We start from the raw sequence: 25295 nt of genomic DNA, 5'->3' as shown, positions 1-25295 counted from the left end.
TGGCTACCGGCCACTGCGAGCGACACGTTGCCCCGAAATGTATCGACGAACCCGACTACCAGACCCCGAGCGGTTCGACACACTCCCGACAGAAGGTGTACTCTGCGCCGTTTTCGGTTCCGCAGTGCGGACACAGTCGGATGCTCGGGTCGGTGGTGTTGGGCTCGCTGAACTCTTCGAGAACGCTCTCCTTTCGGATGTCGTCCGGCGCGCGTCCGTCGGGACCCGACGGTGTAGACTGAAGGAGCGGCGAATCCTCGTCGCTCCGTAGAAACCGATAGATGAGTAGCTGGAGTCCCGCGAACAGGACGACGTACAGGATTATCCACCCCCAGACGTTCATGCTACGTCATGACATACGTCGTCATGCTACTTGGTAGCTTCGCACACTTCTATCGGGCAATTTTAGAAGTTCTGCTGATTGGTCGCGGGACTGGTCGTTGCGATTTGCGACGACGGCAGTTCGAATGATTACGGTTCAGGTCGGACTACCGCTTAGGCCGGTTGCAGTCGAAGCACCCGGTCGTCCTGCGGTGCCGGTGCCGCAGACCGCCCGTCTTGGTTGCTGGTCGTTACGTACAGGTGTTTGTCCGGGCCGATGAACGTCGTCCGGAGACGGCCGTACTCTCCTTCCAGCAGGCGTTCCTGTTTGACCACGTCCCCGTTCTCGATTTGAACGCGATGGAGATGTTGGCCCGCGAGCGTGCCGAAGAAAAAGTCGCCCTGCCACTGGGAGATGGGGCCGTCGTAGAACGTCGCACCGCCAGGTGCAATCGTCGGTGTGTACGTCGCAATCGGGTTCGTGAACTCGTCGCTCTGGTCGCCCATTCCCGTGACTGTCGGCCAGCCGTAGTTGTTTCCGGCGTCGAGGACGTTGATTTCGTCGTCCGTGATCGGGCCGTGTTCGGTGCTGAGGAGCGTCCCGTCCCGGAACGCGAGTCCCTGTGGATTCCGGTGGCCGTAGGTGAACACCTCGTTGTCGAACGGATTGTCGGGATGTGGTTCGCCGTCCAAGGTTAGCCTGAGGACTTTTCCGGCCAAAGAATCCCTGTCTTGTGCTTGCCCTTTGTTGTCGGCGTCACCCGTGGTCACGTACAGCGCGTCGTCGTAAATCGCCAGTCTGCCGCCATTGTGAACGGACGACGCGGGAATGCCGTCCAACAGTGTTCGCTCGCGTTCGAACTCGTCGTTGATGCGGTGGCGAACGATCCGGTTTCGAAGCCCGTTTTGGCTGTCGTAGGTCTGATAGGTGTACGCGAGGTTGTCGTTCTCGGGGTGGAACTCGAATCCGAGGAGGCCGCCTTCGCCGCTGTGGGCTATCTGGTCGGTGATGTCCGCGACGATGTCGTTACTGTTTGGACGAATGCGTCGAATCCGCCCCGGTCGCTCCGTGACGTACAAGTCGCCGTTAGAGTGAAAATCCGCACCCCACGGCACTTCGAGGTTCATGGCAATCGTTTTGATACGAACCCCTTGGTCGATGTTCGCGGTGGAGGTTTGTGTCGTACTACCGGTCGATTTTATACACCCGGTGAATCCAGTGATGCCGAGTGCCATCGTCCGGAGGTACGTGCGGCGTCGCATAATCCGCTCCACGACCCCACGGGGGAAAAACGATGCGGGTTCGTTCCGCGAGGGAGTTTGTTTGGTGAATTACGTAACTCCGGACAGTATTGACGTAATACGTGTCTGCTATCCGATACACGAGTCCAGTCGAGGGCGCACCGGATTTAGTCGAGGTTGCGCTGGAACTCGTCGAACTGCTCGAAATTGTCCGGTAATTCGGAGTCGATTCGACGCGACTCCTTTTCGGTCGGTGGCACGTCGTCCAGCGGAACCGCCTCGTTTTCCCATCCGGGTTTGATTTTGACGCTCTTTGCGGGCGTGCCGACCGCGATGTGGTGCGCCGGAACGTCGTGCTGAACGACCGCGCGCGCGCCGACGATGGCGTTCTCGCCGATTTTCAGTCCCGCACGAATCATCGAATCGTAGGTGAGGCGCGCGTCGTCCCCGATGATTGTGTGGAAGTTCGTCACAGCGGTCTGGTCAACGACATCGTGGTCGTGGCTGTAGATGTGCACGCCATCGCTGATGGAACACCGGTTTCCGATGGTCAATTTACCGCGGTCGTCCAGATGCACGCCGTCGTGGATGACCGTGTTGTCTCCCACGGTGATGTTGTGCCCGTAGGTCATCGTGACGCCTTTGAAGATGCGGAGGTTGTCGCCCGCCTCCTCGAAGAGGTGATTCGCCAGCATCTCGCGGAATCGGAGCGCGAACTCCACGTTGTCGGCCATCGGCGTCGCGTCGAACTGCCGCCAGAGCCACTGGAGATGCTTCGAACGCCGGAACTTCTCTTCGTCCTTTTCGGCGTAGTACTCGCTCTCCAGCGTTGCGTTGCACGGGTCGTAGCTCTGGAGTCGAACGCGTTCTGCGTTCGACACCTGTTCGCCGTTCTGCCATGCCTCGTATGCGTCGCGGTCGCCGTGGAGGTCTACGAGCACCTCGTTGACGACTCTGCAGGTATCCTCGTCGCTGGCGAGTCGTTCGTCTACTTCATCGATAAACCCGCGAAGGCCCGCCTCTGCGGACTCGGGGAGTGTGACGTGTCGCTTTGTCATATCCTTATTTCACCCTCGGTTTTCTTATAGGTTAGTTACTCTTCTGAGGGCATGGGGGTTTTGGTTCCGGCGGGGAGTGTGACTACTTCCCGCCCTCGTTTCGACTGGGGAATCGAAAGACAGAGTTGTGTCCTTTGTCGCCGATGCGTCTCGCTATTTCGGAACGAAACCGTTCGACAACGGAGCAGTACGTCGATAGCGACGGTTGGACGTTGATTCCCGAAAGCTTATGCCACAATCGTCAAACCATTGTTCAGTAATGGTATCTGGCTATTCCCGCCGTGATGCCCTCCAATTCGGTGGTGTGGCCCTCACACTGCTCGCAGGCTGTACGACCAGCTCGACTCCCGAAAGTCAGTCCACGACATCGACTACGGAGACGAAAGCCACAGCACAGACGTCGACCACGTCAGCTACCACGACGGATACAGCGAGTGTGACGGTAGACAACGTTAGGGCGACGCCAACCGTGGTCGCACCGAACTCCCCGGATTCCATCGGCACCATCGGAGAACGTGACGAACAGTTCGTCCTCGCAACGGTAGCGAGCGATGGAAAGCCGCTTCCCAACCAAGACGAAGTTACGCTGGAGACTGCCGCAGATACCTACACGCCGACGGAACCGTCATCGATGCACGCGCTTTGAGACGACGAAGAAGGCTACACGTCGATTCCGGACGACCTCTTCATCTTCTCGATACCGAAACCCCTCGACGCGACCGAGGTGACGATTCGCTGGCCGGATGGTGAGTTCGTCGTGCACGACGAACTCACCAAACAATTGGCGCGGCCACCGACGGAGTTCTCGGTTGAATTTTCTGCACCTGAATCCGTCACGAGCGGGGACGAGGCGAGGATGACGCTGACAGTCGAAAACACCGGGTCGGTCGCCGGAACGTTCGTCGGCGCGCTCAACCGCGTCGGCCCGAACGTCGCCTACATACCCGTCATTGGTATCTCGCTCGACATCGAGGCGGGCGAATCCGAGACGTGGACTCATTCATACACACCGAGTCCGCATTCATCGACTGACGACCTAACGGCGACGTTTCACCTGAACTGGCGGGATGGTCGCCAGTCGAAAACTATCGATATCGAACTACTCTGAGCGAACAATCCACAAAAAACGGCTTACAGTAGTTCGCCGTTCTACGCCAAGAACACGTGCCGAGGCCTATCCGCGAGAACATCCCGACCCCAATCGACCGTGTCGCTGAAGGCGTCACTGCGGAAAAAGGCCATCGCGTCCTCCTTCGAGCGCCACTGACTGGAGATGAACATGTCGTTTTCGTCCTCGTGATTGGTGAGCAGGTCGGTGTCGAAGTGGCCTTCCATATCTGCAAGCACACCGCCGACCGTCTCGAATTTCTCCACGAAATCCTCCCGTTTGTCGGGCTTGACGGTGTAGAACATCCCCATCGTCCCGAACCCGCTTTCCTCGCCCGCGCGGGCGACGACACCGGGGAGGTCGGCGAGGAAACCACCCGCCGTCTCCGCCGCGCTCTGGGTCTTCCAGAGGCTCACGACCGCCGAGCGGTCACTGCTGCCGTACACTGCGGTTTTGACGTGGGTGTCGTAGTGGTCGAAGTTCTTTCGCAGACCGTCCACTTCATCGAACAACTCGTCCGGGTCTTCCTCGGAGTAGAGCACCATCGCGTACACGTCCTCGCCGTGGGGTTTTCCGGCGTAGATGTCGAGGTCTTCGAGTTCGCCGCGGATGTCGCCGTCTTCGTCGCCCTCGTCGCCTTCGCCACCGGATTTTCCGTGGTGGTGGCCGCCCTCGCCGTGACCGTGTGGACTCTCGCTTTCTGATGACTCACCGTGCGAGTGTCCGTGACTGTGGGAATCACCGTCTGGATGAGCGTCCTCCAGAACCGGAACTTCGTCGCCGGACATGAACGCCGGGAGGTCTTCCGGCGGGAAACGCCGCCCGAAGTAGAACGACCCGAACTCCGCGAAGCGCGAACTGCCTTCATCGAACCGCATCTCGTACAGCAGGTCTTTGATGTGTGTCGGGTCGTTGCTGAACAGGTCAACGCCCCATTCGAAATCGTCCATGCCGATGCTTCCGGTGATGATTTGGGTGACCTTTCCGGCGTAGCCCTTTCCGATTTCGCCGTGACTGGACATCATTTCGGCGCGCTCGTCGAACGGCGTATCGTACCAGTTGTCCTCGGCGGTTCGGCGTTTGCTCATCGGGTAGAAGCAAACGAACTCAGCGTCCGGAACGTCGGGGTAGAGTTTGCTCGCAACGTAGCGGGCCATCCCCGTATCCTCGATGTCCTCGGGGTCTTTCACCATCTCGTCGGAGGTGTACCCGCCGACTTCGGTGACGGAAACGTAGGAGTCGGTTCGCTCGGTAAAGTCGGCGAATCCGGTTCGCTCGAAGGCTCGTTCCGCGGTGTCGAGGTCGTTCATTTCCGGCCGGAAATGGACGACCAACAGGTCTGCTTTGTGTCCCATGACGCTGAAGACGGCGGACGACCCGTCGTCCGCGTCGGTGACGTTTTCGCGCGCTTGCAGGAACTCGGTTCCGTCGGTCAGCGCGTTCTTTCGGACTCGCTCGGGGGCGTCTCGCCATGCGTTCCAGTCGATTGTTCGAAAGTCGTGGAGTGCGTACCACCCTTCGCGCGTCGGTGGGACTTTTCTCGGCATACGCGAGGGTTAGGAGCGACCGGACAAGGAACTTTTGAGTCGTCTCGGAAGTTTCGCTTCGCCGACGTTGATATTACTCCGGAGAGTGTCGCTCCGACCGAAAGCCTTTCAAAAACACGACTTAAACCCCCAGTCAATGCGGAAAAGCGGCCCGCCGAAAGGCCTGATCTCGTACCTCGTGCTCGAACTTCTGGACGAAAAACCGCGGTATGGGTACGAAATACTCAAAGAAATACGGGAGATTAGCGGTGGCCACTGGGAACCATCCTACGGTTCCGTCTACCCCATTCTGTACAAATTCGAGGACAAAGGCTGGGCGGAGCGAATCGAACGTGAAGACGAACCCGACCGAAAATACTTCGAACTCACCGACTCGGGCTACGAAGAACTAGAAGAAAAACGAAAGGAAAGTGGAACGAAAGCCCGCGAGTTCGCGGACGTTATTCTCGGATTCTACCACGTCTACGTTGCCTTTTCTACCGACGACCGATTCGAAGTCGAGAGTCCCGACGGAGAATGGCAGTTCGACGAAACGTTCAGCTCGTGGATTCTCGAACAGATAATTCGTCACCACGAACGCGATTTCGACGAGTTCGAGCGGATTCCCGACACGCCCGAGGAGTTCTACGAGCGGATGGGACTCGAAGACTGACCGATTTTCCTTCATCTTTGAAAACCAGCGAATAGATTTCTGGCGATTTTCAGGCCAGCAGTTGCGGGCCGAATATCATCAAGAGAAGACTGGCGAGCATCGTCAGCCCCACCGTCGTCGTTATCATCGTAGTAACCTGTCGCCCTTGACTCGTCGGCAGGCGCGAAACGATGGCTTCCGAACCCATCCGGAGGATGTGCCCGCCGTCCAGCGGGAACGCCGGAATACAGTTGAAGAAGCCGAGATTGAGATTTATCCACCCCGTCCAAAACAGGGCGTTTGCGAGGATGAAGAGGCCGCCACCGAGTCCCGAAAGCGGCCCCTGAATCGCGTAGAAGTTGGTGTTCCACGCGACGAATCCGGCGAAGTTGTATCCGACAGGCATCGAGAGGCTGGCGAACGGAAGGAGGAGCGTTCCGGCGACACCGAGCAGGAACGTCGTGAGTGGACCGTCACCGCCACCGCCGCCACCACCGAAAGCGGTCATGAACTGCCCTGCCATCAGGTCGCGGAACGTCTCGGCGGGATACAGATTCGTTCCGAACCCGCTGGTTTCGATACCGGAGGTTCCCGGCGCGACGAGGATGCCGACGATGGCCTCGCCGCTGTTGTTCTCGTCCAGCGTCACCTCGTAGGTCGTTCGCTGGTAGGAATCCCCGCTTTGCGTTTTGGTGTAGGCTTCCACGGTGACGGTTTGTCCCGCTTCGTAGCCATCCATGGTACTGCTCAGGTCGCTACTGTTGACGATTCGGTTGCCGTCGATGGCGGTGATGACGAGCGTGTCGCCCGCGCTCAGTCCGTCGGCACTGCTCATCGGCCCGTCCTGTTGAACCGTCGAAAGTGCGCCAATCGGTCCCGTTATCTGTTCTCCGTTGACGGTCAGCGTGGCGACTTTCCTGTCCGCGAGCTGCTGGCTCAGGTTCTTTTCGGTGTACACCGTGGTTCCGTTCACCGCAGTGATGTTCTCGCCAGTACTGATCGCCGGTTCGTTCGACTCCTCTTCGCTATCGCCCGCCGCAAACGGCGAAGTTTGTGTAATCGCCGTCACGAGCAGAGAGCGTTGGATTGTCGTCTGTCGCTGTTCGTCGCCGTTTTCGACCGTAACCTCGACCGACCTGCTGTCGATTGCCGCGAGTTCGGCTTGCAGGTCGGCGTTGTTTTCCACATCGGTGCCGTTCACCGCGACGATTCGGTCGCCGCGCTCGATGCCGGCGTCCCCCGCCGCAGAGCCATCGAAGACGCCGCCGACCGCCGCGCCGGACGCGACGGTTACCGACCCCATTATTGGGCCGAACAAAAGCATGAAAACGAGAATCGTGACGGCGAAATTGTTCGTCACACCGGCCGCGAACATTCGACTCTGGCCGCCTCTATCCGCTTCTCTGCGGTTTTCCTCGTTCGGCTCGACGAACGCACCGATTGGGAGGATCGCAAACAGTGCGAGTCCCATCGACTCGATTTCGATGTCCTCGACGCGGCAGAAGATACCGTGGCCGCCCTCGTGAACCACCAAGCCGATTAGCAGACCGAGCAGAATTTCCGGGGCGACGGAAAGCGGGAGGAAATCGTTGACGCCAGGTATGACGAGCACGTTTCGTGGCTGTGTCACTGCTGTCGGCTCCGGTGGGTTCTGAATGATAGAAACCGCCTGCAAGACGAGGAGGAGGAAGGTTCCAATCATGACGACCAGCGCGATACCGAGGCCGAAGTTGCCCCACGCTCGCCAGAACCGTTTCGGACGGGAGAGTTTATCGAGTAGCTTCTTTCCTTTCTGGGTGTGTAGCGTTAGAATCGGCCCCTGCATGCCGATATACGACGGCAGCATGCCGTTCGCCCGTAGTCCAAGCAGGGCGAACCAGTAGGCTGTGATTCCGATAACCACCCACACAATCGTATCCATTGGCAAAAGAAAGGTTCGCACCGCTCAAAGGCGTTTGGGAAAACGGTCGTAAATACCGGGAACGTTATTCCGCGGTCTGCCAGTCTTCTTCGAAGTCCTGCTGCTCTTCGTCCTTCTTGCCTTGGCGTTTCTGCTGGAACTTTCGTGCGGCCGCGAGTCCGGCGGCGGTGCCACCGAGGACTGCGGCGCGGCGGGCGAACGTTCCGGCTCTGCCGCGGCCTTTCGTCTCCTCGATTTCTGCTTCCGCGACTTCTTCCTCTTCCGTCGTCTCGGTTTCCGTCTCTGTCGCGTCCGTTGCTTCGGTTTCGGATTCTTTGACGAGTTCAGTTCGTTTCAACGCTGGTTTCTCAAGATTGAGTTCTATCAGGGCCATGGTAATATATTGGTTTAGTCGCTGACGTGATTAGTCGCCAGACAGACGTTACATCTCTCTATATCACTGGCAGGTACTTTGTTATGCACCTGTTATGTGGAGACAGTAGGGTTATATTTACCAACGCTATTAACTCTGTTGGCGATTAGGGTAGTCGTAAAAATCGGTTGAAACTATCCTTCCCGGCGAAGTCGCCGAAGGACGAACTCGCGGTCTAAGTTCGAGAGGAACGGTCCGAGTTTCGGGCCTTGTTCCTCGTCGAAAAAGAGACGGTAGCCCGTGCCGAAGAAGTCGCCCATGTCGATGTCGTGGCGCTTCGCGGTTTCGTAAATCTCTTCCTGAATCTCGTCGCCGTCGTGTCCCGCCTCGATGAACTCTGCGAGTTCGTCGAGCGCGACTGCGGTTTCGGCGTCGACGTCCGCCTCCGGCATCTCGGTTCGTTTCAGGTCGTAGTCGTACTCGTTGCTCGTGCGCTGTGCCCACGTTTGCGCTCGTTCCACTCGCGCGAGGGCTTCCTCGGCCGCCCAGTCGGGTGCGTCGTCGGAGATATGGCCCTCCTTTCGCGCGATTTCCTCACGGAGTTCGGGGTCGTCGGTCATGCCTAAAATCGCCGCGAAGGTGTACGGAATCCGGATTCGTTCGGGCCGAATCTCGTCCACGACCATCGGGTAGATTCGCTCTGCGAGCGCGGTTTCCCGCTCGTCCGCGCTCTCCTCGCCGAAGTAGATTCGTTCGAAGCGGTCGAACTCGTCCACGAGCAGGTCGAGGCGGCCAATGTCGAAGTCGCGCGCCTTGTTCGGGTCTTTCGTGAAGAAGTACCGGAGCACCTCGGGTTCGAGCAGTTCCAGCACTTCCGAAACCAACACGATGTTTCCTTCCGAGGAGGAAAACGGCTTTCCGTTGAGGGTGAACCACTCGTAGGTCATCGGAACCGGCGGTTCGAAATCCATCACGTTTCGCGCGATGTCCTCGCCGCTCGGCCACGAGCCTTCGGCGTGGTCTTTGCCAAACGGTTCGAAGTCCACGCCCAGCGTCTTCCACTGGGCCGGCCACTCGAACCGCCACGGAAGTTTGCCCTCTCGGAGCGTCGCGGTGCCTTCGTGGCCACAGCCGTCGATGGTGTTGTCGCCCGCCTCCAGGTCGGTGCAGACGTATTCGACGGTTCCCGCCTCGGTGTCGAAATCCGTCACCGTCTCCGTAATCTTCCCGCACTCCTCGCAAATCGGGTTGAACGGAATGTAGTCCGCGTCAACTTTGTCCTGATACTCGGCAAGTACTTCGCGAGCTTTCTCCGAATTGTCGAGGATTTCGGCTGTTACGTCCTCCAACTCGCCGGATTCGTACATCTCGGTGTTCGACACCACGTCGATGGGAACGCCGAGTAAATCCGCGCTCTGCTGGATGAGGTTCGAGAAGTGTTCGCCGTAGGAGTCACAGCAGTCGAACGGGTCGGGAATGTCGGTGTACGGTTTCCCGAGGTTTCGACCGAGCGCCCCGGCGTTCACGTCGCCCAACTCCACGATGTTGCCGTCCAAGTCGGCCAGTTTTCGTGGGAGTTTGCGCAGTGGGTCGCGGTCATCCGCGGTAAACACCTGTTTCACTTCGTGGCCTCTGTCGCGGAGCGCTTCCGCGACGAAGTAGCCGCGCATGATTTCGTTGACGTTCCCGAGATGGGGAACCCCAGACGGCGAAATTCCGCCCTTGATGATGATCGGGTCGTCAGGGTCGCGCGCTTCGATTCGGTCGGCAACCTCGTCGGCCCAGAAGACGTGGTGGTCGTCCCCTCCCTCGTCTCGTTCGTCCATCGGTGCCGTGCCCGCGCTCATTCTTGAACCCAGTAGGTCATCTCGTCGTCCGTCCCGTGGGGGATGATGTCCGTTCCGTTGTGTTCCCCGTTGAGGACGGCGTCGGCGATTCGCTCCGGTTCGGTTCCGTCGAGGACGATGGTTCTGACACCCGAGCGTCCGATGAGCTTCGCGGCCACGAAGTCTACAGGTGCGGAACTACCAGCCGTCATTTCGAGGTCTGCGACGATGTCCACGAGTTCGCCCGCAGACAGTTCGTCGTACTTCGTCGCGTCGTCCACTTCGTTCGGGTCGTCGCTGAACACGCCGTTGACGCTCGTCGCGTAGACGAGCAGGTCGGCGTTCGTATACTCCGCGAGCGCCGCACTCACGGCGTCGGTCGTCTGACCGGGCATCACGCCGCCCATGACCGCGATGTCGCCGCGGTGCATCGCGGTTCCCGCTTTTTCGTACGTCTCCGCGGGACTTGGCGCGGCCTGCTCGCCGAGCGCCGCGATGAGCAGACGAGCGTTGAGCCGCGTCACGTCGATACCGATGTCGTCAAGTTCGATTTCGTTTGCGCCGAGGTTGCGCGCTGTACCGATGTACTCACGCGCGACACCGCCGCCGCCGACGACTGCGCCGATGGTACACCCTTCGTTTGCGAGCGATTCGATGACTTCGGCATGGCCACGGACGCGCTGAGACTCTAGGTCTGGCGCGAGTACGCTCCCGCCGATAGAAACGACCACCTTCATACTACCGCCGTCTTACCGGGACTTCGCCTTAAGCGTTCTCAACTTCCGACCGAAGGCTAAAAGCGATTCGCCGCCTGCGTTACGCGCATGAAAGTACTGGGTGTCGTCGGACGCGAGTCGGCGGCAGTCGCCGACCGACTCGCGTCCCGACTCGCGGAACAGGGGCGGGTCGGCGTTATCACGTCCGAAGGTTCGAACCCGGCGGTTACGGGCGACGCAGTCGAATCGACTGCGTCGCTCGACTCGTCTGTCACCACCACGTTCGAACTCGGCGACGATGGTTGGAGCGCCAGCGGGACGAATCGCTCCCTGTCCGGCGTTTTGGACGAACTTGCGCCGACGCACGACTACGCTATCGTCGCCGGGTTTCCGAACGTTGACGCTCCCACAGTTTTGCTCGGTGACGCCGACGGAGTCGGCGAACCGTTGATTCGCGCGGAAAACGCGGACAGCCTCGAAATCGAGGCTGTCCGCGATGCTGTCGGCGGAGTCGAAGAGTACGAAACGCTCGAATCGCTCGTCGCGCGTGCGAAAAAATCACCGAATGCGGAGCGCTCGGGCGCGATTGCCACCTTCACGGGGCGCGTTAGGGCCAAAGATAGCGACGACGACACGCCGACCGAATCCCTCGAATTTGAGATGTACGACGGGGTCGCACAGACGAAACTGAACACCATCCGCGAGGAACTCGAAGCGCGTGACGGTGTTTTCACCGTCCTCCTTCATCACCGAACCGGCGTCATCGAGTACGGCGAGGACATCGTCTTTGTCGTCGTCCTCGCTGGTCACCGTGAAGAGGCGTTTCGAACCGTCGAAGATGGTATCAATCGGCTGAAAGCAGAGGTGCCGATTTTCAAAAAGGAGGTGACTACGGATGAACAGTTCTGGGTTCACGAGCAGTAGGCCGAAGGTACCGGTGTGATTTGTCCGGGTTTTCGAACCGAGTGTGCCGATAGAGTGTGACTGTGAAATAAAAGACGAGAAGTGTTTCTAAACTTTCTAAGGAATTTTTAGCAGTTCGTAAAACGTCGTTTTCACCCGCATTCACGTCGATTTCCGCTCAATCGAACTGAATATTCCCGAAACTACCCTAAGATTCCTCCCTTTATAACATCCCTCCCGACTATGCAGAAACTGGAGTCAGCACATGAGCGCTACCACCCAAGTTGCCCCTGAAAGCCCTGAACCGGAAACCAAAGAAGCCCGACTCAAGCAGTACCTGTGCGAGAAGGCGAGCGACGGAGAGATGTACTTCAAAAGCAAGTTCATCGCGGACGAAGTCGACCTTTCCGCGAAGGAAATCGGTGCGCTGATGGTGAAACTGACCGACTGCGCCGAACTCGAAGTCGAGAAGTGGTCGTACACGAGTGCAACCACGTGGCGCGTGGCCCCTGCGTAAGCCCCTCGGCCCGGCCCCCGCACGACAAAACCTCCAACGACACCCCGCAACGCCACTGCAACCACACCCTGCTCCCCATCCGCACCCTGAAACGCCCCGTCACGCGAAACCCCACTCCGCGACGAGAAGACACTCCAACAAAAGACACCCCACCTCGAAACGCTCGCAAATCGAATCCCAGCAGAACAGTTCTCGAACACCCCATGCCATCCACTCCCTGAACGGCCCCGCTTCCCCTGAACTCTCCCACCCGCTCCCCTGCGAACCCCTCCAAACGCTTCCAATTCCCCTCGAAACGACACACCCCCTGAACTCCCTGCACGTCACACCCCAACTGCCACGGCGACACCCTCTGACCCCTCAATCTCCGTTTTCCGCCTTCGACGCATTTGTAATGCCCCACCGATTTCGTTCGACCAGTGTCACTCCTCTCCGCATTGACGAACGCCATTCTTCCTGTTCTCTCGGTTGCGGCCGTCGGTTTTCTCCTCGGAACCCTCCGAGACATCGACGTTGACGCACTCGGGACGGTTACCATCTACATTCTGACGCCCGCGTTGGTTTTCCACAGCCTCACGACGACCTCCATCGGCGGAAAAACGGCGCTCAACCTCGCAGTCGCCGTCGTCGTCTTCACCCTCGGCATGGTGGTGGTGGCGGAGTTCGTCGGGCGTGCACTCGGCGAGTCGGAACCGGTTCTCGGCGCGCTCGTGTTGGCGAGTTCGTTCCCGAACGCCGGAAACTACGGGATTCCGCTCTCGCAGTTTGCCTTCGGCGAAGTCGGCAGAAGTACCGCGATTCTCTACATCGCGGCTCAGTCGGTTCTCACCTACACCGTCGGCGTCTACCTCGCTTCGCGTGGAAACGGCACGTCGAACCTTTCGGCACTGAAAGAGGTGTTCAAACTCCCGCTGGTGTACGCGGTTTTGGCCGCCGGAATCGCGCGTGCTCTCGGTTTCGTCCCGCCTGTCGATTCGGCGGCGATGGAGACGCTGAAACTGACCGGGGACGCCGCGATTCCCGTGATGTTGCTCATGCTCGGGATTCAACTGGCAAATACGGATTCCGGTGCCGCCATCACGCGCGTGGGCGCTTCGAACGTGATGAAACTCCTCGTCGCCCCTGTTGTCGCCGTCGGTGTCGTCTTCCTGCTCGGGTTCGAAGACCTTACGGTCGCGCGCGTGTTCGTCCTCGAATGTGCGATGCCTGCGGCGATAACCCCGCTCATCCTCTCTATCGAGTACGACGAGGGGGGTGTCGGGCTGTCTGCACCCGAGTACGTGAGTACGGCGATTTTTGTCAGTACTTTGGCAAGCGTGCCGGTGTTGACGCTCCTCATCGCCGTCTTGCAGTCAGGTGCCATCGTCTAGGGGTTTATACCGATTCGTTCCGTACTGGGAGTGAATGGCTTCGACCGAGCCGCCCGAGAATGGACCTCCACTCGACCGACTTCATTCCGTATTTCGGGTGTATGACGTTCGTCGAGACGGTGACCAATTGGTCTACTACGGAGAACCGCTGGTGCCGCAAAATCGGCTGATAAAGACTGTGTGGCCGCTGTTTCGAGAACAAGGCTACGAGGTCATGCTCTCGACGCGAATGGGCGAGTACGTTCTCGTGGCCGAACCGGTCGAACTCGGGCCGAACGGCGTTCCGTGGAAGAACGTTTTTCTCTTCGTTGCGACCGTTCTCTCGACGCTCTGGGCGGGCGCATCGTGGTACCACGTCAATCCCGTTTCGAACCCGATAGAGGCGCTGTTAACCGCGTGGCCGTTTACGCTGGCCGTCCTCGGCGTCCTCGGAACCCACGAACTCGGTCATTACGTGATGAGTCGGTACCACGGCGTAGACGCGACACTACCGTACTTCATTCCGATGCCGACGCTCATCGGGACGATGGGGGCCGTTATTCGGATGAAAGGCCAGATGCCCGACCGGAAGGCACTGTTCGACATCGGCGTCTCCGGCCCGCTCGCGGGCCTCGTAGCGACGGTCATCGTCACCGCAGTCGGCCTGACGATGGAACCCGTAACCGTCTCACAGGAGATGCTCAACAGCGCATCGACCATCGAGGTGAAGTTCGGCTACCCGCCGCTGTTACAGGGAATCGCGGCGATTATGGGCGAACCGCTGGCCTACGACAACGACCCGACGAAATCCGTCAATCCGGTCGTTATCGGCGGCTGGGTCGGGATGTTCGTCACGTTCCTCAACCTCATTCCGGTTGGCCAACTCGACGGCGGTCACATCGTTCGCGCGATAATCGGGGAACGGCAGGAGAGCATCGCGGCACTCGTTCCCGCCGTTCTGTTCGGACTGGCGGCCTACGTCTTCTACGTCCTCGACGTGAGCAACGCGACGGTGCTCTGGGTCATCTGGGGCTTCCTCTCGATGTTCTTCGCCTACGTCGGCCCTGCGACGCCGATAGACGACGGCGAACTCGACTCGCGGAGAAAGCTGATCGGTATCCTGACGTTCGTCCTCGGCCTGCTCTGTTTCACGCCGACGCCGATTCAGATCATCTCCTGACCGACTCGCCGCGTTACTTTTCTCCCTGTCCGTGCGTGTAACCGCGGTCAGGGAGCGATTCTCCGTCCATCACCACTCCGGAGTCGGTGACGTTGCCGACCACGGAAATCGGCGTCGGTGACGCTTTTCGTGCCGCAGAGAGGTCGTCTTCTGGAAGCGTGAACACCAGTTCGAAATCCTCGCCGAAAAAGAGGCTCAACGCACGTTCGTCCGCTTCGTCCTCCGCGACGTCACGGACGCTTTCCGCGACCGGAATCGCATCGCCGTCGAGGGAAAAGCCGCAGTCGCTCGCCTCCGAGAGTTGGTGAACCGAGCGCGCGAGGCCGTCGCTCGAATCCATCATGGCGGTTGCGTAGGGTACGAGTGCCCGCCCCGCGGGCACTCGCGGGTCGAAACGAAAGAGGTCGTTCGCGCGCTCTTCGTCTCCCGCCTCGAACAGTCGGAGGGCCGCGCCGCTCCGGCCGAGCGTTCCGGTGACGCACAGAACGTCACCGGATCGCGCTCCCGAGCGAAGAACTGGGGTGTCGGTTCGGCCCAGTGCGGTCGTCGTCGCGGTGAACTCCGAAAACGTGTCGAGGTCGCCGCCGACGTAGCGCGCATCGACGGATTCACACACGTCGCTCGCGCCCGCGACGAACGCTTCGAGTTCGTCGCGGGCGAACTCTACGTCGGCATAAACGGCGACCGCGGCGACGGCCTCCGCACCCATCGCGGCGACATCCGAGAGGGAGGCACCGACCGCGCGCCATCCCGCGGTGTATTTTTCCGTTCCTGTCGGGAAGTCCGTCGTCTCGTGGAGCATGTCGGTCGTTATCACCAGTCCGTCGACGACCGCCGCGTCGTCGCCCGCGTCGGGGAGTTTGCCCGCCAGCAGTTTGAGCGCGGCCCGTTCGTCCATATCGGTCGTTCTATCGCGCCGCGAAAAAAGCCGACCGGTCTTCGTTGGCTTCAAGCAGTCTCGCTGATAGGAGGGAACTGATAACTGATGCGCCTCGATTTGGGTGACCTGCGAACGGTGGCCGTCGGATTCGTCGCCGCAGTCGCCGTCCTGTTGGTCGTTTTCTCTATCGTCGGCATCGACCACGTGGTGTCGGCGCTGTCGATGGCCGACGCACGAATCGTCGTCGCCGTCGCGGCGGTCGCCCTTCTTTGGTTGTTCTCGTGGGCGATGTCACTTCGAACCGTCCTCGGAATCCTCGGCGTTCACGTCTCATCACTCCGGGCGTTCTTCCTCTACGCGGGCGCAACGTTCGCGAACAACGTGACGCCGTTCGGGCAGGCGGGCGGAGAGCCGTTCACAGCCTTGCTCATCTCGCGGGTCACCGACGCCGAGTACGAGACGAGTCTCGGCGCGATTGCCACAGTAGACTCCATCAACTTCGTACCCTCCATCTCGTTCGCGCTGGTCGGCGTGGCCTACTACGCGACCGTTCTCACGCTCGGCGACACAATCGAACTGGTCGCGCTCTCAATCGCTGCGTTGGCGCTCGCCGTTCCCCTCGCGGTGTTGTTCGCGTGGCGTAATCGCGACCGATTGGGGTCGGTTGTCGCGGGCGTCGTCGTTCCCATGGTCGGAATCATCGCCCGGGTGGTTCCTCCTGTGAACCCGATTACGGAATCCGCAGTCGAACGGCGGATTCAGGGCTTTTTCGGGACAATCGAGCGAATCGCGGGCGACCGCCGCGGTCTGTTGCTCGCCCTGTTCTTTTCTGCCTTCGGATGGCTTCTTTCCTCCCTCTCGCTGTGGCTCTCGCTCTACGCGCTCGGCCATCCGGTTCCGTTCGCCGCGGTACTGTTCATCGTCCCGATTGGAAGTATCGCGGGTGTCGCGCCCCTTCCGGGCGGACTCGGCGGTGTGGAGGCGGCGCTGGTAATTTTGCTCGTTCCGATTACGGGCGTCACGGCAGCGACGGCGGGGGCGGCGGCGGTCATCCACCGCGGGGCGACCTACTGGCTTCCGACCATGCTCGGCGGGGTGACGACGGTGATGTTGGAAGCCGACAGTGCCAACGGCGAGTTGCCACGGTAATGCGGCCCGTGAAGGGCGACTGTCGTCGTCCGGTTCCGGAATTCTAGAAGTCCGCGGTGAGCGAAAGCGACGGCCGAGACGGCTATCGAGTCCCGCGTCCGAACTCCGTAACGATGGCTTTAAACGCCGCCGAAGGGAATCCAATCGTATGACGACGCTCTACGACGTTCCGGCCGACGCGCTCATCGAAGCGCTTGCCGACGAGCTTGAGGATCGAATCGACGAACCCGACTGGTTCGAGTTCGCCAAAACCGGCGCACAGCGCGAACTGCCACCCGAGCAGGAGAACTTCTGGTACATCCGCGCAGGCAGTCTCCTCCGCAAGGTCGCCACCAGCGGCCCGGTCGGTGTTGAGCGACTCTCGACCGAGTACGGCGACAGCAAATCCGGTTCGAACCGCTACTCCGTCGCGCCAGCACACCGCGCCGACGGAAGCAAGAAGGTCATCCGAACCATCCTCCAGCAGCTCGAAGAGGAAGGTTTCATCAGCTCCAGCGAGAGCCGTGGCCGCGAAATCACCGGCGAGGGCCGCAGTTTCCTCGACGACACGGCTGGTGAGGTTATGTCCGACCTCGACCGCCCGGAACTCGAACGCTACGCGTAAACTCGGAATTTCCGTTTTCGACTATTGGTTTTTGTTTGAGTAGTTACGGCTTTGCGTGGGTTGTGTGGTTTTTACTGTTGATTTTCTCGTTTGGTCGGCTACTGTGACTCGAATTACGACTCCAAACACCGCCACCGCATGCGGACGAGTGCGCCGACCGCTGGCGCACTCGCCTTTTTCGTCCCCCGACCTCCCCGGGCGCTCGACCACCTGCGCCGACCGCTGGCGCAGGTGTCCTCACCGCGCGTCCAGTCCGTGTGTGTGTGGATTCCGACATCGTTTCGAGAACTCAAATTTCGAACATCCAGACCGATTGTCGCGCCCAGTCGAACGCTGGTGTCCGTAATTGTTTTTGGTCGTGCGCGGTAACGAAGTGATAAGGCATGAGTGGAAGTCCTGACGACGACCGACTGGAAGAGCTTCGAAAGAAAAAGATGGAGGAGATGCAAGACCAAAAACAGCAAGAAGAGGCCCAGCAACAGGCCCAACAGCAGGCAGACGCCCAGAAGAAGGCCCTGCTCCGGCAGTATCTGACCGACGGTGCGCGAAAACGACTGAACTCGGTTCGGATGAGCAAACCGCAGTTCGCAGAACAGGTCGAACAGCAAATCCTCGCCATCGCCCAGAGCGGGCGAATCAACGGCAAAATCGACGACCAGAAGATGAAAGAACTGCTCCGCGAACTGAAGCCCGACAAAAAGAGCTTCAACATCAAACGCCGCTGAGATGGAACTCGGACTCCTCTACAGCGGGGGAAAGGACTCGACGCTCGCCGCCCTCCTGCTAGACGATTTTTACGACGTAACCCTCGTCACGGCCCACTTCGGCGTCACGGACGACTGGAAGCACGCCCGCAACACCGCGAAAGCGACTGGATTCGACTTCGAGACGGTCGAACTCGACCACGACGCTGCCATCACCGCCGTCGAACAGATGGTCGAAGACGGTTATCCGCGAAACGGTATCCAGCAGGTGCACCTGCACGCGTTGGAAATCGTGGCCAGCATGCGGTTCGACGCGGTCGCAGACGGCACGCGCAGGGACGACCGCGTGCCAACCGTTTCGCGAGCACAGGCCCAGAGTCTCGAAGACCGCCACGGAATCGACTACATCGTGCCGCTCTCCGGCTTCGGACGGAATGCGGTCGATTCGCTCGTCACGGCGAACCTCGACGTGGAATCCGGCCCGAGCGACCAAATTCGGAAGGCCGACTACGAGGCGGAACTGCGCTCTCTCCTCGTGGACGAACACGGTGCCGACGCGGTGGACGACGTGTTTCCCGCACACGAACAGACCTACGTTACAGGGTTCCACACACCGCGGTAACGCGGTGCCTGCGAGGAGTTTGTTCGTCGTTTGGGAGAGCCAGTACCGTACCCACGTCGAATAAATCGCCATCTGTTTTCTCGGGACGGCTCTGCAACGACTGCGTTCTTCCCGGTAGCATCCAACGAACTAAAGCCGTCCCCCATCTATGACCTGGCGATGCGCGCCTTTCGAGTTGCCTACGACGGCCGTCCGTTCTACGGATTTCAGCGCCAGCCGGATGTCCCGACAGTTGAGGACGCGATGTTCGACGCGCTCCGTGCCCTCGGGGTGGCCGACACCGTACCGGAGGGGTACGCCGCCGCGGGCCGCACCGACGCCGGAGTTTCTGCACTCTCCCAGACCATCGCGTTCGAGTGTCCCGACTGGCTCACTCCCTCTGCGTTCAACAGCGAACTTCCGAAGTCGATTCGTGCGTGGGCCAGCGCAGAAGTCGTGCCGCAATTTCACGCGACTCACGACGCCTACTATCGAGAGTACGTCTACCACTGCTACGCCCCAACGGCGAACCTCGCGCTGGCGAAAGACGCAAGCCAGCGACTCTCCGGCGAGAACGATTTCCACAACCTGACCCCGGACGAGGACGGCACCATCCGCGACCTCGATATTCACGTCCTCCAAGACGGCGACTACCTCGTCTTCACGCTTCGGGCGGGCGGCTTCGCCCGAAATCTGGTTCGCCGAGTCGTCTCGCTCGTCCACGGGATTGCCGTGGGGAACACTCCGATGGAAAAAATCGAGCGCGTCCTTTCCGCGAGACCGTTGGATGGCCCGGAGGGTGTTCCACCCGCCTCGGCACACCCGCTCCTGCTCGCGGATGTGGGATACGACTGCGAGTTCGAAATCGAGGACGACGCGGCGGAAAGCGCGGAATCCGTATTCCGCGACATGCGAATCGAACACCGAACCCGGTCGCGGGTCGCCCGCGAAATCACCAGCCATCTAGAATAGTTTCAGCAGCGTCACAGCTCGAATAGTTTTATAGTTGTCACCTGTAGCTACCCGATATGGTAAACAGCAATTTGCTTCGGGACGTGACCGTGAACGTCACCGCCGGAATACTGATTATCTTGTTCGGTCGCTGGCTCGGCGCGACGATTGCCGGAGGCATCGACGGATTCGGAATCGTCGTCTTCGCGTTTGTCTACCTCGTTTCGCTCTTCGCTGGCGTCTATGTCATTGTCCGTGCACTTGGCAATCTCGTCGAGGACGTCGTCCGAAACGAGGTTGCACAGTAAGCCTACCCCTGTATCTCGAAGAGAAGTTATCGACGTTTCATCTCACCGAATCATTTTTGATATCTAAGTGAAATTTTTCAGCATGAGTCGAAATACAAACGACACCGACTGGCTCTGGCAGTCGGCGATGTACATCACCGTCGGCGTTGTAATCCTAACCATTGGGTCAGGAATCGCCAGCGCGGCCATCGTCGCCTTCGAAATTATCGGTGCCATCCTGTCGCTGTTTATCATCGGGGGTTCGACGCTGGTTGGTGTCTATTTCGTCCTCCGTGGCCTCGCTCTGTTTCTCGGAAAAATCGTGGACGGAGAGCGAATCGACCTCTAATCCCACTCTTCGGGCCAGATTCCGGCGGCCCGCATGCCTTCTTCGAATTCGTTTTCGCGGAGGTTCTCCGTCAGACTCTCGGTGGTCGGTCGCGGAATCTCGTCGCGCGAGGCGACTTCCTGAATCAACAGCGCGGCCAGCATGGCGTGTTCACGGAGATTTCTGTCGTCCACCTTGTCCCGCGTATCTGCGTGGGTGTGGCCCCAGCCACGCCCACGGGCGCCGGGCGCACTGTGGTCTTGCTCGCTGTGCAGTTGGAGGGCCGGAACCCCTCGCATCAAAAACGGCCAGTGGTCGCTGAAGGGATGGACGTTTTCCTGCTGGTGAATGGGCTGGTTCGCCTGCTCCGAGACGGTTTCGACCACGTCACGCATCGTCTCGGAATCGTGGAGGTACGCCCGCATGTCGCGGAATCGACCCGCACCGTCGATGTTGACCACCGCTTTCACGTTGTTGGTGTCGAGCGACCCGGCCAGTGCTTTGGCTCCGAGGAGTCCGATTTCCTCACAGCCGACGCCAGCGAGTCGGACGCGCGTGTCGAGGTTCATTTCGGCGAGCAGATGGGCCACCGCGACGACGACGGTGATGCCACAGCCGTTGTCCAGTGCGCCTTCGGCGATGTCGTGCGAATCGAGGTGCGCGACGACCACGATTTCGTCGTCCGTCTCCGGGCCGAGTTCCGCGATGGCGTTGTGGCTGGTTCCGGGTTCCGTTCTGGCATCGACAGTGAGCCTCGCGGTCGCGTTTTTCTCTGCGTATTCGGTCAACCACGCGCCGGTTTCCTTGCTCACGCCGACGCCGGGAATCGCGGTTTCGTTGCCGAACGTGAGCGACCCAGTGGGTGGCAGTTGTCCCGAGACGTGGTTGTGGAAGATGAACCCCTCCGCGCCCGCCGCGGCGGCGTAGCCGAACTTCTCCATTCGATGAATGAACCGACTTCCCGCGGGCGTCGTCGTACTGGCGACAGCGATTTTTCCGGCCACGTCCTTGTCGTCTATCTCGTCGGGCATTCCGTGGCCGACATCGACCAACTCGCCGCGCACGTCGCCAGCGGGCGAGTACGGCAGTGCGATGGTTTCGAACGAGCGTTCCACCGGGTCGGTGACGGCGAGTTGCGCGGAACCGCGCGACCAGCAGTCCATGTCGAACGATTCGGTGTGGGCGTTTCGTGCACCGGCGCGTTCGAACCCTTCGGTGACGAGTTCTGCGGCCCGTTTCTCACCGGGATGGCCGCCCATCCGATTTTCGAGTTCGGTCAGTTTCGTCAGAAATTGCCACGGATAGTCGTCCTGCCACATTTCGGCGAGCGCTGTGTGTGCCTCGTCAGCCATACCCCCACTGTGTCGGCATCCCGTAAAAACCTCTGTCCGGCGGTAAAGTATTCTCCCGAAATCTCAACGTTTACAGGGTGGCTGTTCTTACCAGTATGGTATGAGTTCTGTACCCGAACGAAGCGACATCGATACGCAGTACAAATGGGATTTGGAGAGCATCTACACGAGCGACGAAGAGTGGGAGGAGGCCTACGAGGAAGTCGAAGAGCGACTCTCCGACCTCGAAGCATACGAGGGGCAGGCGACCGAAGACGGCGAGACTCTCCTTTCGGTGTTGGAACTCTCGGACGAACTCGGTCGCGAGGTGGCGATGGTCGCGTCCTACGCGCGAATGCGAAGCGACGAGGACACGTCAGACCAGCAGTATCAGGCACTGTCCACCCGTGCACAGTCGCTCGCCTCGCGCGCACAGAGTGCGGGCAGTTTCATCGAACCGGAAGTGCAGTCGTTAGACCGCGACGAACTCGACCGCATGATTGCGGAAACTGACGGCCTCGAACAGTACGACCACTATCTCGACGACGTGATACGGATGAAAGAGCACACTCGCTCGGCCGAAATCGAGAATCTCCTTGCGGAGTTCGGCGAAGTCACCGGCGCGTCCGGCGAGATTTACAACATGCTCTCGAACGCCGACATGGAATTCCCGACGGTCGAAAAACCCGACGGGGATGCAGTCGAAATCACACAGAGCAACTTCGTCAACCTGCTCAAAAACCCAGACCGCGAGTTCCGCCAGTCGGTGTACGAAGGGTACTTCGATGAATGGGCCGACGTGCGAAATTCGGTCGGCGCGGCCTACAAAAACAGCGTCAAAGCCGACGTAAAATACGCCCGTGCCCGGAACTACGACACCGCGCGAGAGGCGGCACTGGACGGGCCAAACGTTCCGCCGAAGGTGTACGACAACCTGTTGGAGACTGTTCGGGACAACCTCGACAAACTCCACCGCCACGCCGAACTCAAACGCGAAAGCCTCGGCGTAGACGAACTCCAGATGTGGGACGTGTACATGCCGATGACCGAATCGGAGAGTCCCGACCTCGACTACGACCAAGCGGTCGAGTACGTCGTCGAGGCAGTCGGCGCACTCGGCGAGGATTACCAGTCGAGAGTCGCAGAAGGTATCGAATCGCGCTGGATAGACGTGTACGAGTCGCAGGACAAACGGGCCGGGGCGTACAGCGGCGGCACCTACGACACTCAGCCGTTCATCCTGATGAACTATCAGGACGACATCTCTTCGATGTACACCCTCGCGCACGAACTCGGCCACTCGCTTCACTCGCAGTTGACGAGCGAGACACAGCCCTACGTCTACGGTGGCTACGAAATCTTCGTCGCCGAGGTGGCCAGCACGGTCAACGAAGCACTGCTGACCCACCACTTGCTCGAAACGGTCGACGACCCTGAGTTCCGTCTGCACGTCCTGAACGAGTATCTGGAACGATTCCGCTCGACCCTCTACCGCCAGACGCTCTTCGCGGACTTCGAGTATCAAGCACATCAGGTCGTGGAAAACGGCGAGGCACTCACGCCCGACCGACTGGACGAAATTTACGGCGACCTCAAACGTGAGTTCTACGAACCAGCCGTCGTGGACGACCGAATCGAGCGCGAATGGATGCGCATCCCGCACTTCTACCGCGCCTACTACGTCTACCAGTACAGTACGGGTATCAGTGCGGCCGTTGCGCTGGCCGACAAGATTCTGGACGAAGGCGAACCCGCCGCGGAACGCTACCTCGACTTCCTGAGCAGTGGGTCGCGTGAATACCCACTCGAACTCCTCCGTGGTGCGGGCGTCGATATGGCGTCGCCAGAACCCATCCAGCGCGCGCTCGACGTGTACGACACGCATCTGGACGAGATGGAAGAACTGATTTAACTCGGAACGTTTACCAAACTGAGTTTTCTACTCACTGACTTTCTACCGAAATAGTTATTTTCGGACAGTATTCTAAATTATTTACTCGAATTAAACGACAGAACTGCAAAAATAACGTGAAACTACCCGAACACGCGCGACTATTTCGAACGTACACAAATCTTGCGGATAGCCCGCGACCCAAAGGCACTTTTAATGTGGCGACATACGAACGAATAACAAATGTCGCGCAGTCCATCTGTCCCTGATAGACCAACACTCGAACTTGACCCGGAGATGTCCGACGAGGAGCGTCTTGCGGCGCTTCAAGAACATTTCACGGACATCATGAAGGTCAACGAAAAGCTGCGCGAGCGTGTCGAAAACGCCGGTGACCGTCGTGAAGACCTCGCCGACGAGGTTGACCGACTCCAGCGGGAAAACGAGACGCTGAAGACGACCTCGCTGTATGTCGCCACGGTCGAGGACGTGACCGACGACGGCGTCATCATCAAACAGCACGGCAACAATCAAGAGGTGTTGACCGACGTTGCGGTACAACTCCGCGAGGACATCGAGGCAGGCGACCGAGTCGCCGTCAACGACTCGTTCACCATCGAGCGACTGCTCGATTCGGAGACGGATGCGCGAGCGCAGGCGATGGAAGTGGACGCATCGCCCGAAGTGAGTTACGAGGACATCGGCGGCATCGAAGAACAGATTCGGGAAGTCCGCGAAGCGGTCGAAGAACCGCTCGTCAACCCCGAACAGTTCGAAGCCGCGGGTATCGAACCGCCGAGCGGCGTGCTTCTCCACGGGCCACCCGGAACCGGGAAGACCATGCTGGCGAAGGCAGTCGCCAACCAGACCGACGCCACCTTCATCAAGATGGCCGGGTCGGAACTCGTCCAGAAGTTCATCGGTGAAGGTGCGAAACTCGTCCGCGACCTGTTCTCGCTCGCGTCGGAGCGCGAACCAGCCGTTATCTTCATCGACGAAATCGACGCCGTCGCGTCGAAGCGCACCGACTCGAAAACGTCGGGTGACGCGGAAGTGCAGCGTACGATGATGCAGTTGCTCTCGGAGATGGACGGCTTCGAAGACCGCGGCGAAATCCGCATCATCGCCGCCACCAATCGCTTCGACATGCTCGATAACGCGATTCTCCGCCCCGGTCGTTTCGACCGCCTCATCGAAGTCCCGAACCCGGACAACGAGGGTCGCCGCCGCGTCCTCGAAATTCACACTCGCGACATGAACCTCTCGGATGACGTGGACTTCGACCATCTCGCCGAGGCAACCGATGGATTCAGCGGTGCCGAAATCGAGAGTCTGACGACCGAGTCCGGAATGTTTGCTATCCGCGACGGCCGCACCGAAGTCACCATGGACGACTTCACAGGTGCCTTAGAGAAAATCGAGGCTGGCGACGACACCGCGGTTCCGAACCTGCGATACGCGTATTAAACCCCACTTTTTCCTGTCGTTCGAAAGAGCGACGCTCTTTCGTGATGCTGTCAGAACACCGTTCTGACTACCAGCCAGAAATCATAGATTTCTGGCGATGACGAAAATCTCTGATTTTCGAACCACGTTCGCGCGACTTCGTCGCGCTCTCTGGCAAAACCTGGACTAAAAGCACCGGAAGACGTTCCTGCTCACTTCGTTCCGCGGGCATGCGACTTCCGAGCCATTCGCTCGCTTCGCTCACGAAGACACTCCTCACCCCCTCAGTCACGTCTTCGACGCTCCTTCGAGGGATTCGTCGGCCCGCTCACTCGTCGCTATCGCTCCTCGTTCGCGGAGGAGTTGCTGGCCGCTATCGGTTGTGTAGTTTGCTGATTTCTGTGGTTTGTCCGGATTGCTGATTTCTGTGGTTTGTCCGGATTGCTGATTTC

At 59.6% G+C, this 25295-nt stretch carries 27 protein-coding genes; 16 read left to right on the top strand and 11 right to left on the bottom strand.

Annotated features, from left to right (window positions below; translation table 11 throughout):
• Positions 1-55: 55 nt before the first annotated feature.
• From BW974_RS11710 to BW974_RS11700, 3 genes are all read right to left on the bottom strand, one after another.
• On the bottom strand, positions 56-343 hold the full coding sequence (locus tag BW974_RS11710) for a DUF7577 domain-containing protein (protein ID WP_076430476.1): 288 nt from the start codon (positions 341-343) through the stop codon (positions 56-58).
• 152 nt (positions 344-495) lie between these two features.
• Positions 496-1584, bottom strand: a complete 1089-nt coding sequence (locus BW974_RS11705; protein ID WP_076430475.1) for a PQQ-dependent sugar dehydrogenase — start codon at positions 1582-1584, stop codon at positions 496-498.
• 146 nt (positions 1585-1730) lie between these two features.
• The gene (locus BW974_RS11700; protein ID WP_076430474.1) at positions 1731-2621 is read right to left on the bottom strand and encodes an acyltransferase; all 891 of its coding nucleotides are present in this window, start codon (positions 2619-2621) and stop codon (positions 1731-1733) included.
• Positions 2622-2880: 259 nt separating this feature from the next.
• On the opposite strand from BW974_RS11700, the gene BW974_RS24225 reads away from it, so the two are divergent.
• Together BW974_RS24225 and BW974_RS24220 are read left to right on the top strand one after the other, a co-directional pair.
• On the top strand, positions 2881-3267 hold the full coding sequence (locus BW974_RS24225; protein WP_084186263.1) for a hypothetical protein: 387 nt from the start codon (positions 2881-2883) through the stop codon (positions 3265-3267).
• Positions 3268-3345: 78 nt separating this feature from the next.
• A complete protein-coding gene (locus BW974_RS24220; RefSeq protein ID WP_084186262.1) occupies positions 3346-3729 on the top strand; it encodes an alpha-2-macroglobulin family protein in 384 nt (127 codons plus the stop codon).
• 41 nt (positions 3730-3770) lie between these two features.
• Here BW974_RS24220 and BW974_RS11690 read toward each other — a convergent pair whose 3' ends face one another.
• A complete protein-coding gene (locus BW974_RS11690; RefSeq protein ID WP_076430473.1) occupies positions 3771-5276 on the bottom strand; it encodes a heme-binding protein in 1506 nt (501 codons plus the stop codon).
• Positions 5277-5412: 136 nt separating this feature from the next.
• Between BW974_RS11690 and BW974_RS11685 the strand changes: the two genes are divergently transcribed.
• A complete protein-coding gene (locus BW974_RS11685) occupies positions 5413-5928 on the top strand; it encodes a PadR family transcriptional regulator (RefSeq protein WP_076430472.1) in 516 nt (171 codons plus the stop codon).
• A gap of 49 nt (positions 5929-5977) precedes the next feature.
• Here the strand turns inward: BW974_RS11685 and BW974_RS11680 are convergent, their stop codons facing one another.
• The 4 genes from BW974_RS11680 to pyrH form a co-directional block, all read right to left on the bottom strand.
• A complete protein-coding gene (locus BW974_RS11680) occupies positions 5978-7828 on the bottom strand; it encodes a site-2 protease family protein (protein WP_076430471.1) in 1851 nt (616 codons plus the stop codon).
• A 64-nt stretch (positions 7829-7892) separates the two neighbouring features.
• A complete protein-coding gene (locus tag BW974_RS11675; RefSeq protein ID WP_076430470.1) occupies positions 7893-8201 on the bottom strand; it encodes a hypothetical protein in 309 nt (102 codons plus the stop codon).
• Positions 8202-8374: 173 nt separating this feature from the next.
• On the bottom strand, positions 8375-10027 hold the full coding sequence (lysS, locus tag BW974_RS11670) for a lysine--tRNA ligase (RefSeq protein WP_076430469.1): 1653 nt from the start codon (positions 10025-10027) through the stop codon (positions 8375-8377).
• Positions 10024-10743, bottom strand: coding sequence for a UMP kinase (gene pyrH, locus BW974_RS11665; protein ID WP_076430468.1), 720 nt, complete (start codon positions 10741-10743; stop codon positions 10024-10026). The genes lysS and pyrH overlap by 4 nt, the downstream gene beginning before the upstream one ends.
• Positions 10744-10830: 87 nt before the next feature.
• On the opposite strand from pyrH, the gene BW974_RS11660 reads away from it, so the two are divergent.
• From BW974_RS11660 to BW974_RS11645, 4 genes are all read left to right on the top strand, one after another.
• On the top strand, positions 10831-11646 hold the full coding sequence (locus tag BW974_RS11660; protein WP_076430467.1) for a molybdopterin synthase: 816 nt from the start codon (positions 10831-10833) through the stop codon (positions 11644-11646).
• A 244-nt stretch (positions 11647-11890) separates the two neighbouring features.
• Positions 11891-12142 carry a DUF7123 family protein gene (locus BW974_RS11655; protein WP_049969561.1) on the top strand — a complete coding sequence of 84 codons (252 nt, stop codon included), beginning with the start codon at positions 11891-11893 and terminating at the stop codon, positions 12140-12142.
• 419 nt (positions 12143-12561) lie between these two features.
• A complete protein-coding gene (locus tag BW974_RS11650) occupies positions 12562-13512 on the top strand; it encodes an AEC family transporter (protein ID WP_076430466.1) in 951 nt (316 codons plus the stop codon).
• Between the two features lie 34 nt (positions 13513-13546).
• A complete protein-coding gene (locus BW974_RS11645; protein WP_076430465.1) occupies positions 13547-14671 on the top strand; it encodes a site-2 protease family protein in 1125 nt (374 codons plus the stop codon).
• A gap of 13 nt (positions 14672-14684) precedes the next feature.
• On the opposite strand, the gene thiL is transcribed toward BW974_RS11645, so the two are convergent.
• A complete protein-coding gene (gene thiL, locus BW974_RS11640) occupies positions 14685-15569 on the bottom strand; it encodes a thiamine-phosphate kinase (protein ID WP_076430464.1) in 885 nt (294 codons plus the stop codon).
• Positions 15570-15656: 87 nt separating this feature from the next.
• Between thiL and BW974_RS11635 the strand changes: the two genes are divergently transcribed.
• Complete coding sequence (locus BW974_RS11635; RefSeq protein WP_076430463.1) at positions 15657-16700, top strand: lysylphosphatidylglycerol synthase transmembrane domain-containing protein; 1044 nt, start codon at positions 15657-15659, stop codon at positions 16698-16700.
• A gap of 148 nt (positions 16701-16848) precedes the next feature.
• The gene (locus tag BW974_RS11630) at positions 16849-17304 is read left to right on the top strand and encodes a 30S ribosomal protein S19e (RefSeq protein ID WP_076430462.1); all 456 of its coding nucleotides are present in this window, start codon (positions 16849-16851) and stop codon (positions 17302-17304) included.
• 113 nt (positions 17305-17417) lie between these two features.
• On the opposite strand, the gene BW974_RS24645 is transcribed toward BW974_RS11630, so the two are convergent.
• On the bottom strand, positions 17418-17597 hold the full coding sequence (locus BW974_RS24645) for a hypothetical protein (RefSeq protein WP_139328865.1): 180 nt from the start codon (positions 17595-17597) through the stop codon (positions 17418-17420).
• Between the two features lie 90 nt (positions 17598-17687).
• On the opposite strand from BW974_RS24645, the gene BW974_RS11620 reads away from it, so the two are divergent.
• From BW974_RS11620 to BW974_RS11600, 5 genes are all read left to right on the top strand, one after another.
• Positions 17688-18029 carry a DNA-binding protein gene (locus tag BW974_RS11620; RefSeq protein ID WP_076430460.1) on the top strand — a complete coding sequence of 114 codons (342 nt, stop codon included), beginning with the start codon at positions 17688-17690 and terminating at the stop codon, positions 18027-18029.
• A gap of 1 nt (position 18030) precedes the next feature.
• A complete protein-coding gene (locus BW974_RS11615) occupies positions 18031-18630 on the top strand; it encodes a DUF7411 family protein (protein WP_076430459.1) in 600 nt (199 codons plus the stop codon).
• Between the two features lie 159 nt (positions 18631-18789).
• Positions 18790-19581, top strand: a complete 792-nt coding sequence (gene truA / locus BW974_RS11610) for a tRNA pseudouridine(38-40) synthase TruA (RefSeq protein ID WP_076430458.1) — start codon at positions 18790-18792, stop codon at positions 19579-19581.
• Positions 19582-19637: 56 nt separating this feature from the next.
• A complete protein-coding gene (locus BW974_RS11605; protein WP_076430457.1) occupies positions 19638-19868 on the top strand; it encodes a hypothetical protein in 231 nt (76 codons plus the stop codon).
• Between the two features lie 82 nt (positions 19869-19950).
• Positions 19951-20196, top strand: a complete 246-nt coding sequence (locus tag BW974_RS11600; RefSeq protein ID WP_076430456.1) for a hypothetical protein — start codon at positions 19951-19953, stop codon at positions 20194-20196.
• Here the strand turns inward: BW974_RS11600 and BW974_RS11595 are convergent.
• Complete coding sequence (locus tag BW974_RS11595) at positions 20193-21527, bottom strand: M28 family peptidase (protein WP_076430455.1); 1335 nt, start codon at positions 21525-21527, stop codon at positions 20193-20195. The genes BW974_RS11600 and BW974_RS11595 overlap by 4 nt on opposite strands.
• A gap of 100 nt (positions 21528-21627) precedes the next feature.
• Here BW974_RS11595 and pepF point away from each other — a divergent pair, with 100 nt between their 5' ends.
• Together pepF and pan2 are read left to right on the top strand one after the other, a co-directional pair.
• Positions 21628-23418 carry an oligoendopeptidase F gene (gene pepF / locus BW974_RS11590; protein ID WP_076430454.1) on the top strand — a complete coding sequence of 597 codons (1791 nt, stop codon included), beginning with the start codon at positions 21628-21630 and terminating at the stop codon, positions 23416-23418.
• 222 nt (positions 23419-23640) lie between these two features.
• On the top strand, positions 23641-24864 hold the full coding sequence (gene pan2, locus BW974_RS11585; protein WP_076430453.1) for a proteasome-activating nucleotidase Pan2: 1224 nt from the start codon (positions 23641-23643) through the stop codon (positions 24862-24864).
• Positions 24865-25295 lie beyond the last annotated feature (431 nt).

This window comes from Haladaptatus litoreus, from assembly GCF_900156425.1.
Classification (GTDB): domain Archaea; phylum Halobacteriota; class Halobacteria; order Halobacteriales; family Haladaptataceae; genus Haladaptatus; species Haladaptatus litoreus.
The sequence above is the reverse complement of the archived record's forward strand: the minus strand, read 5'-3'. Positions and strand labels throughout refer to the sequence as shown.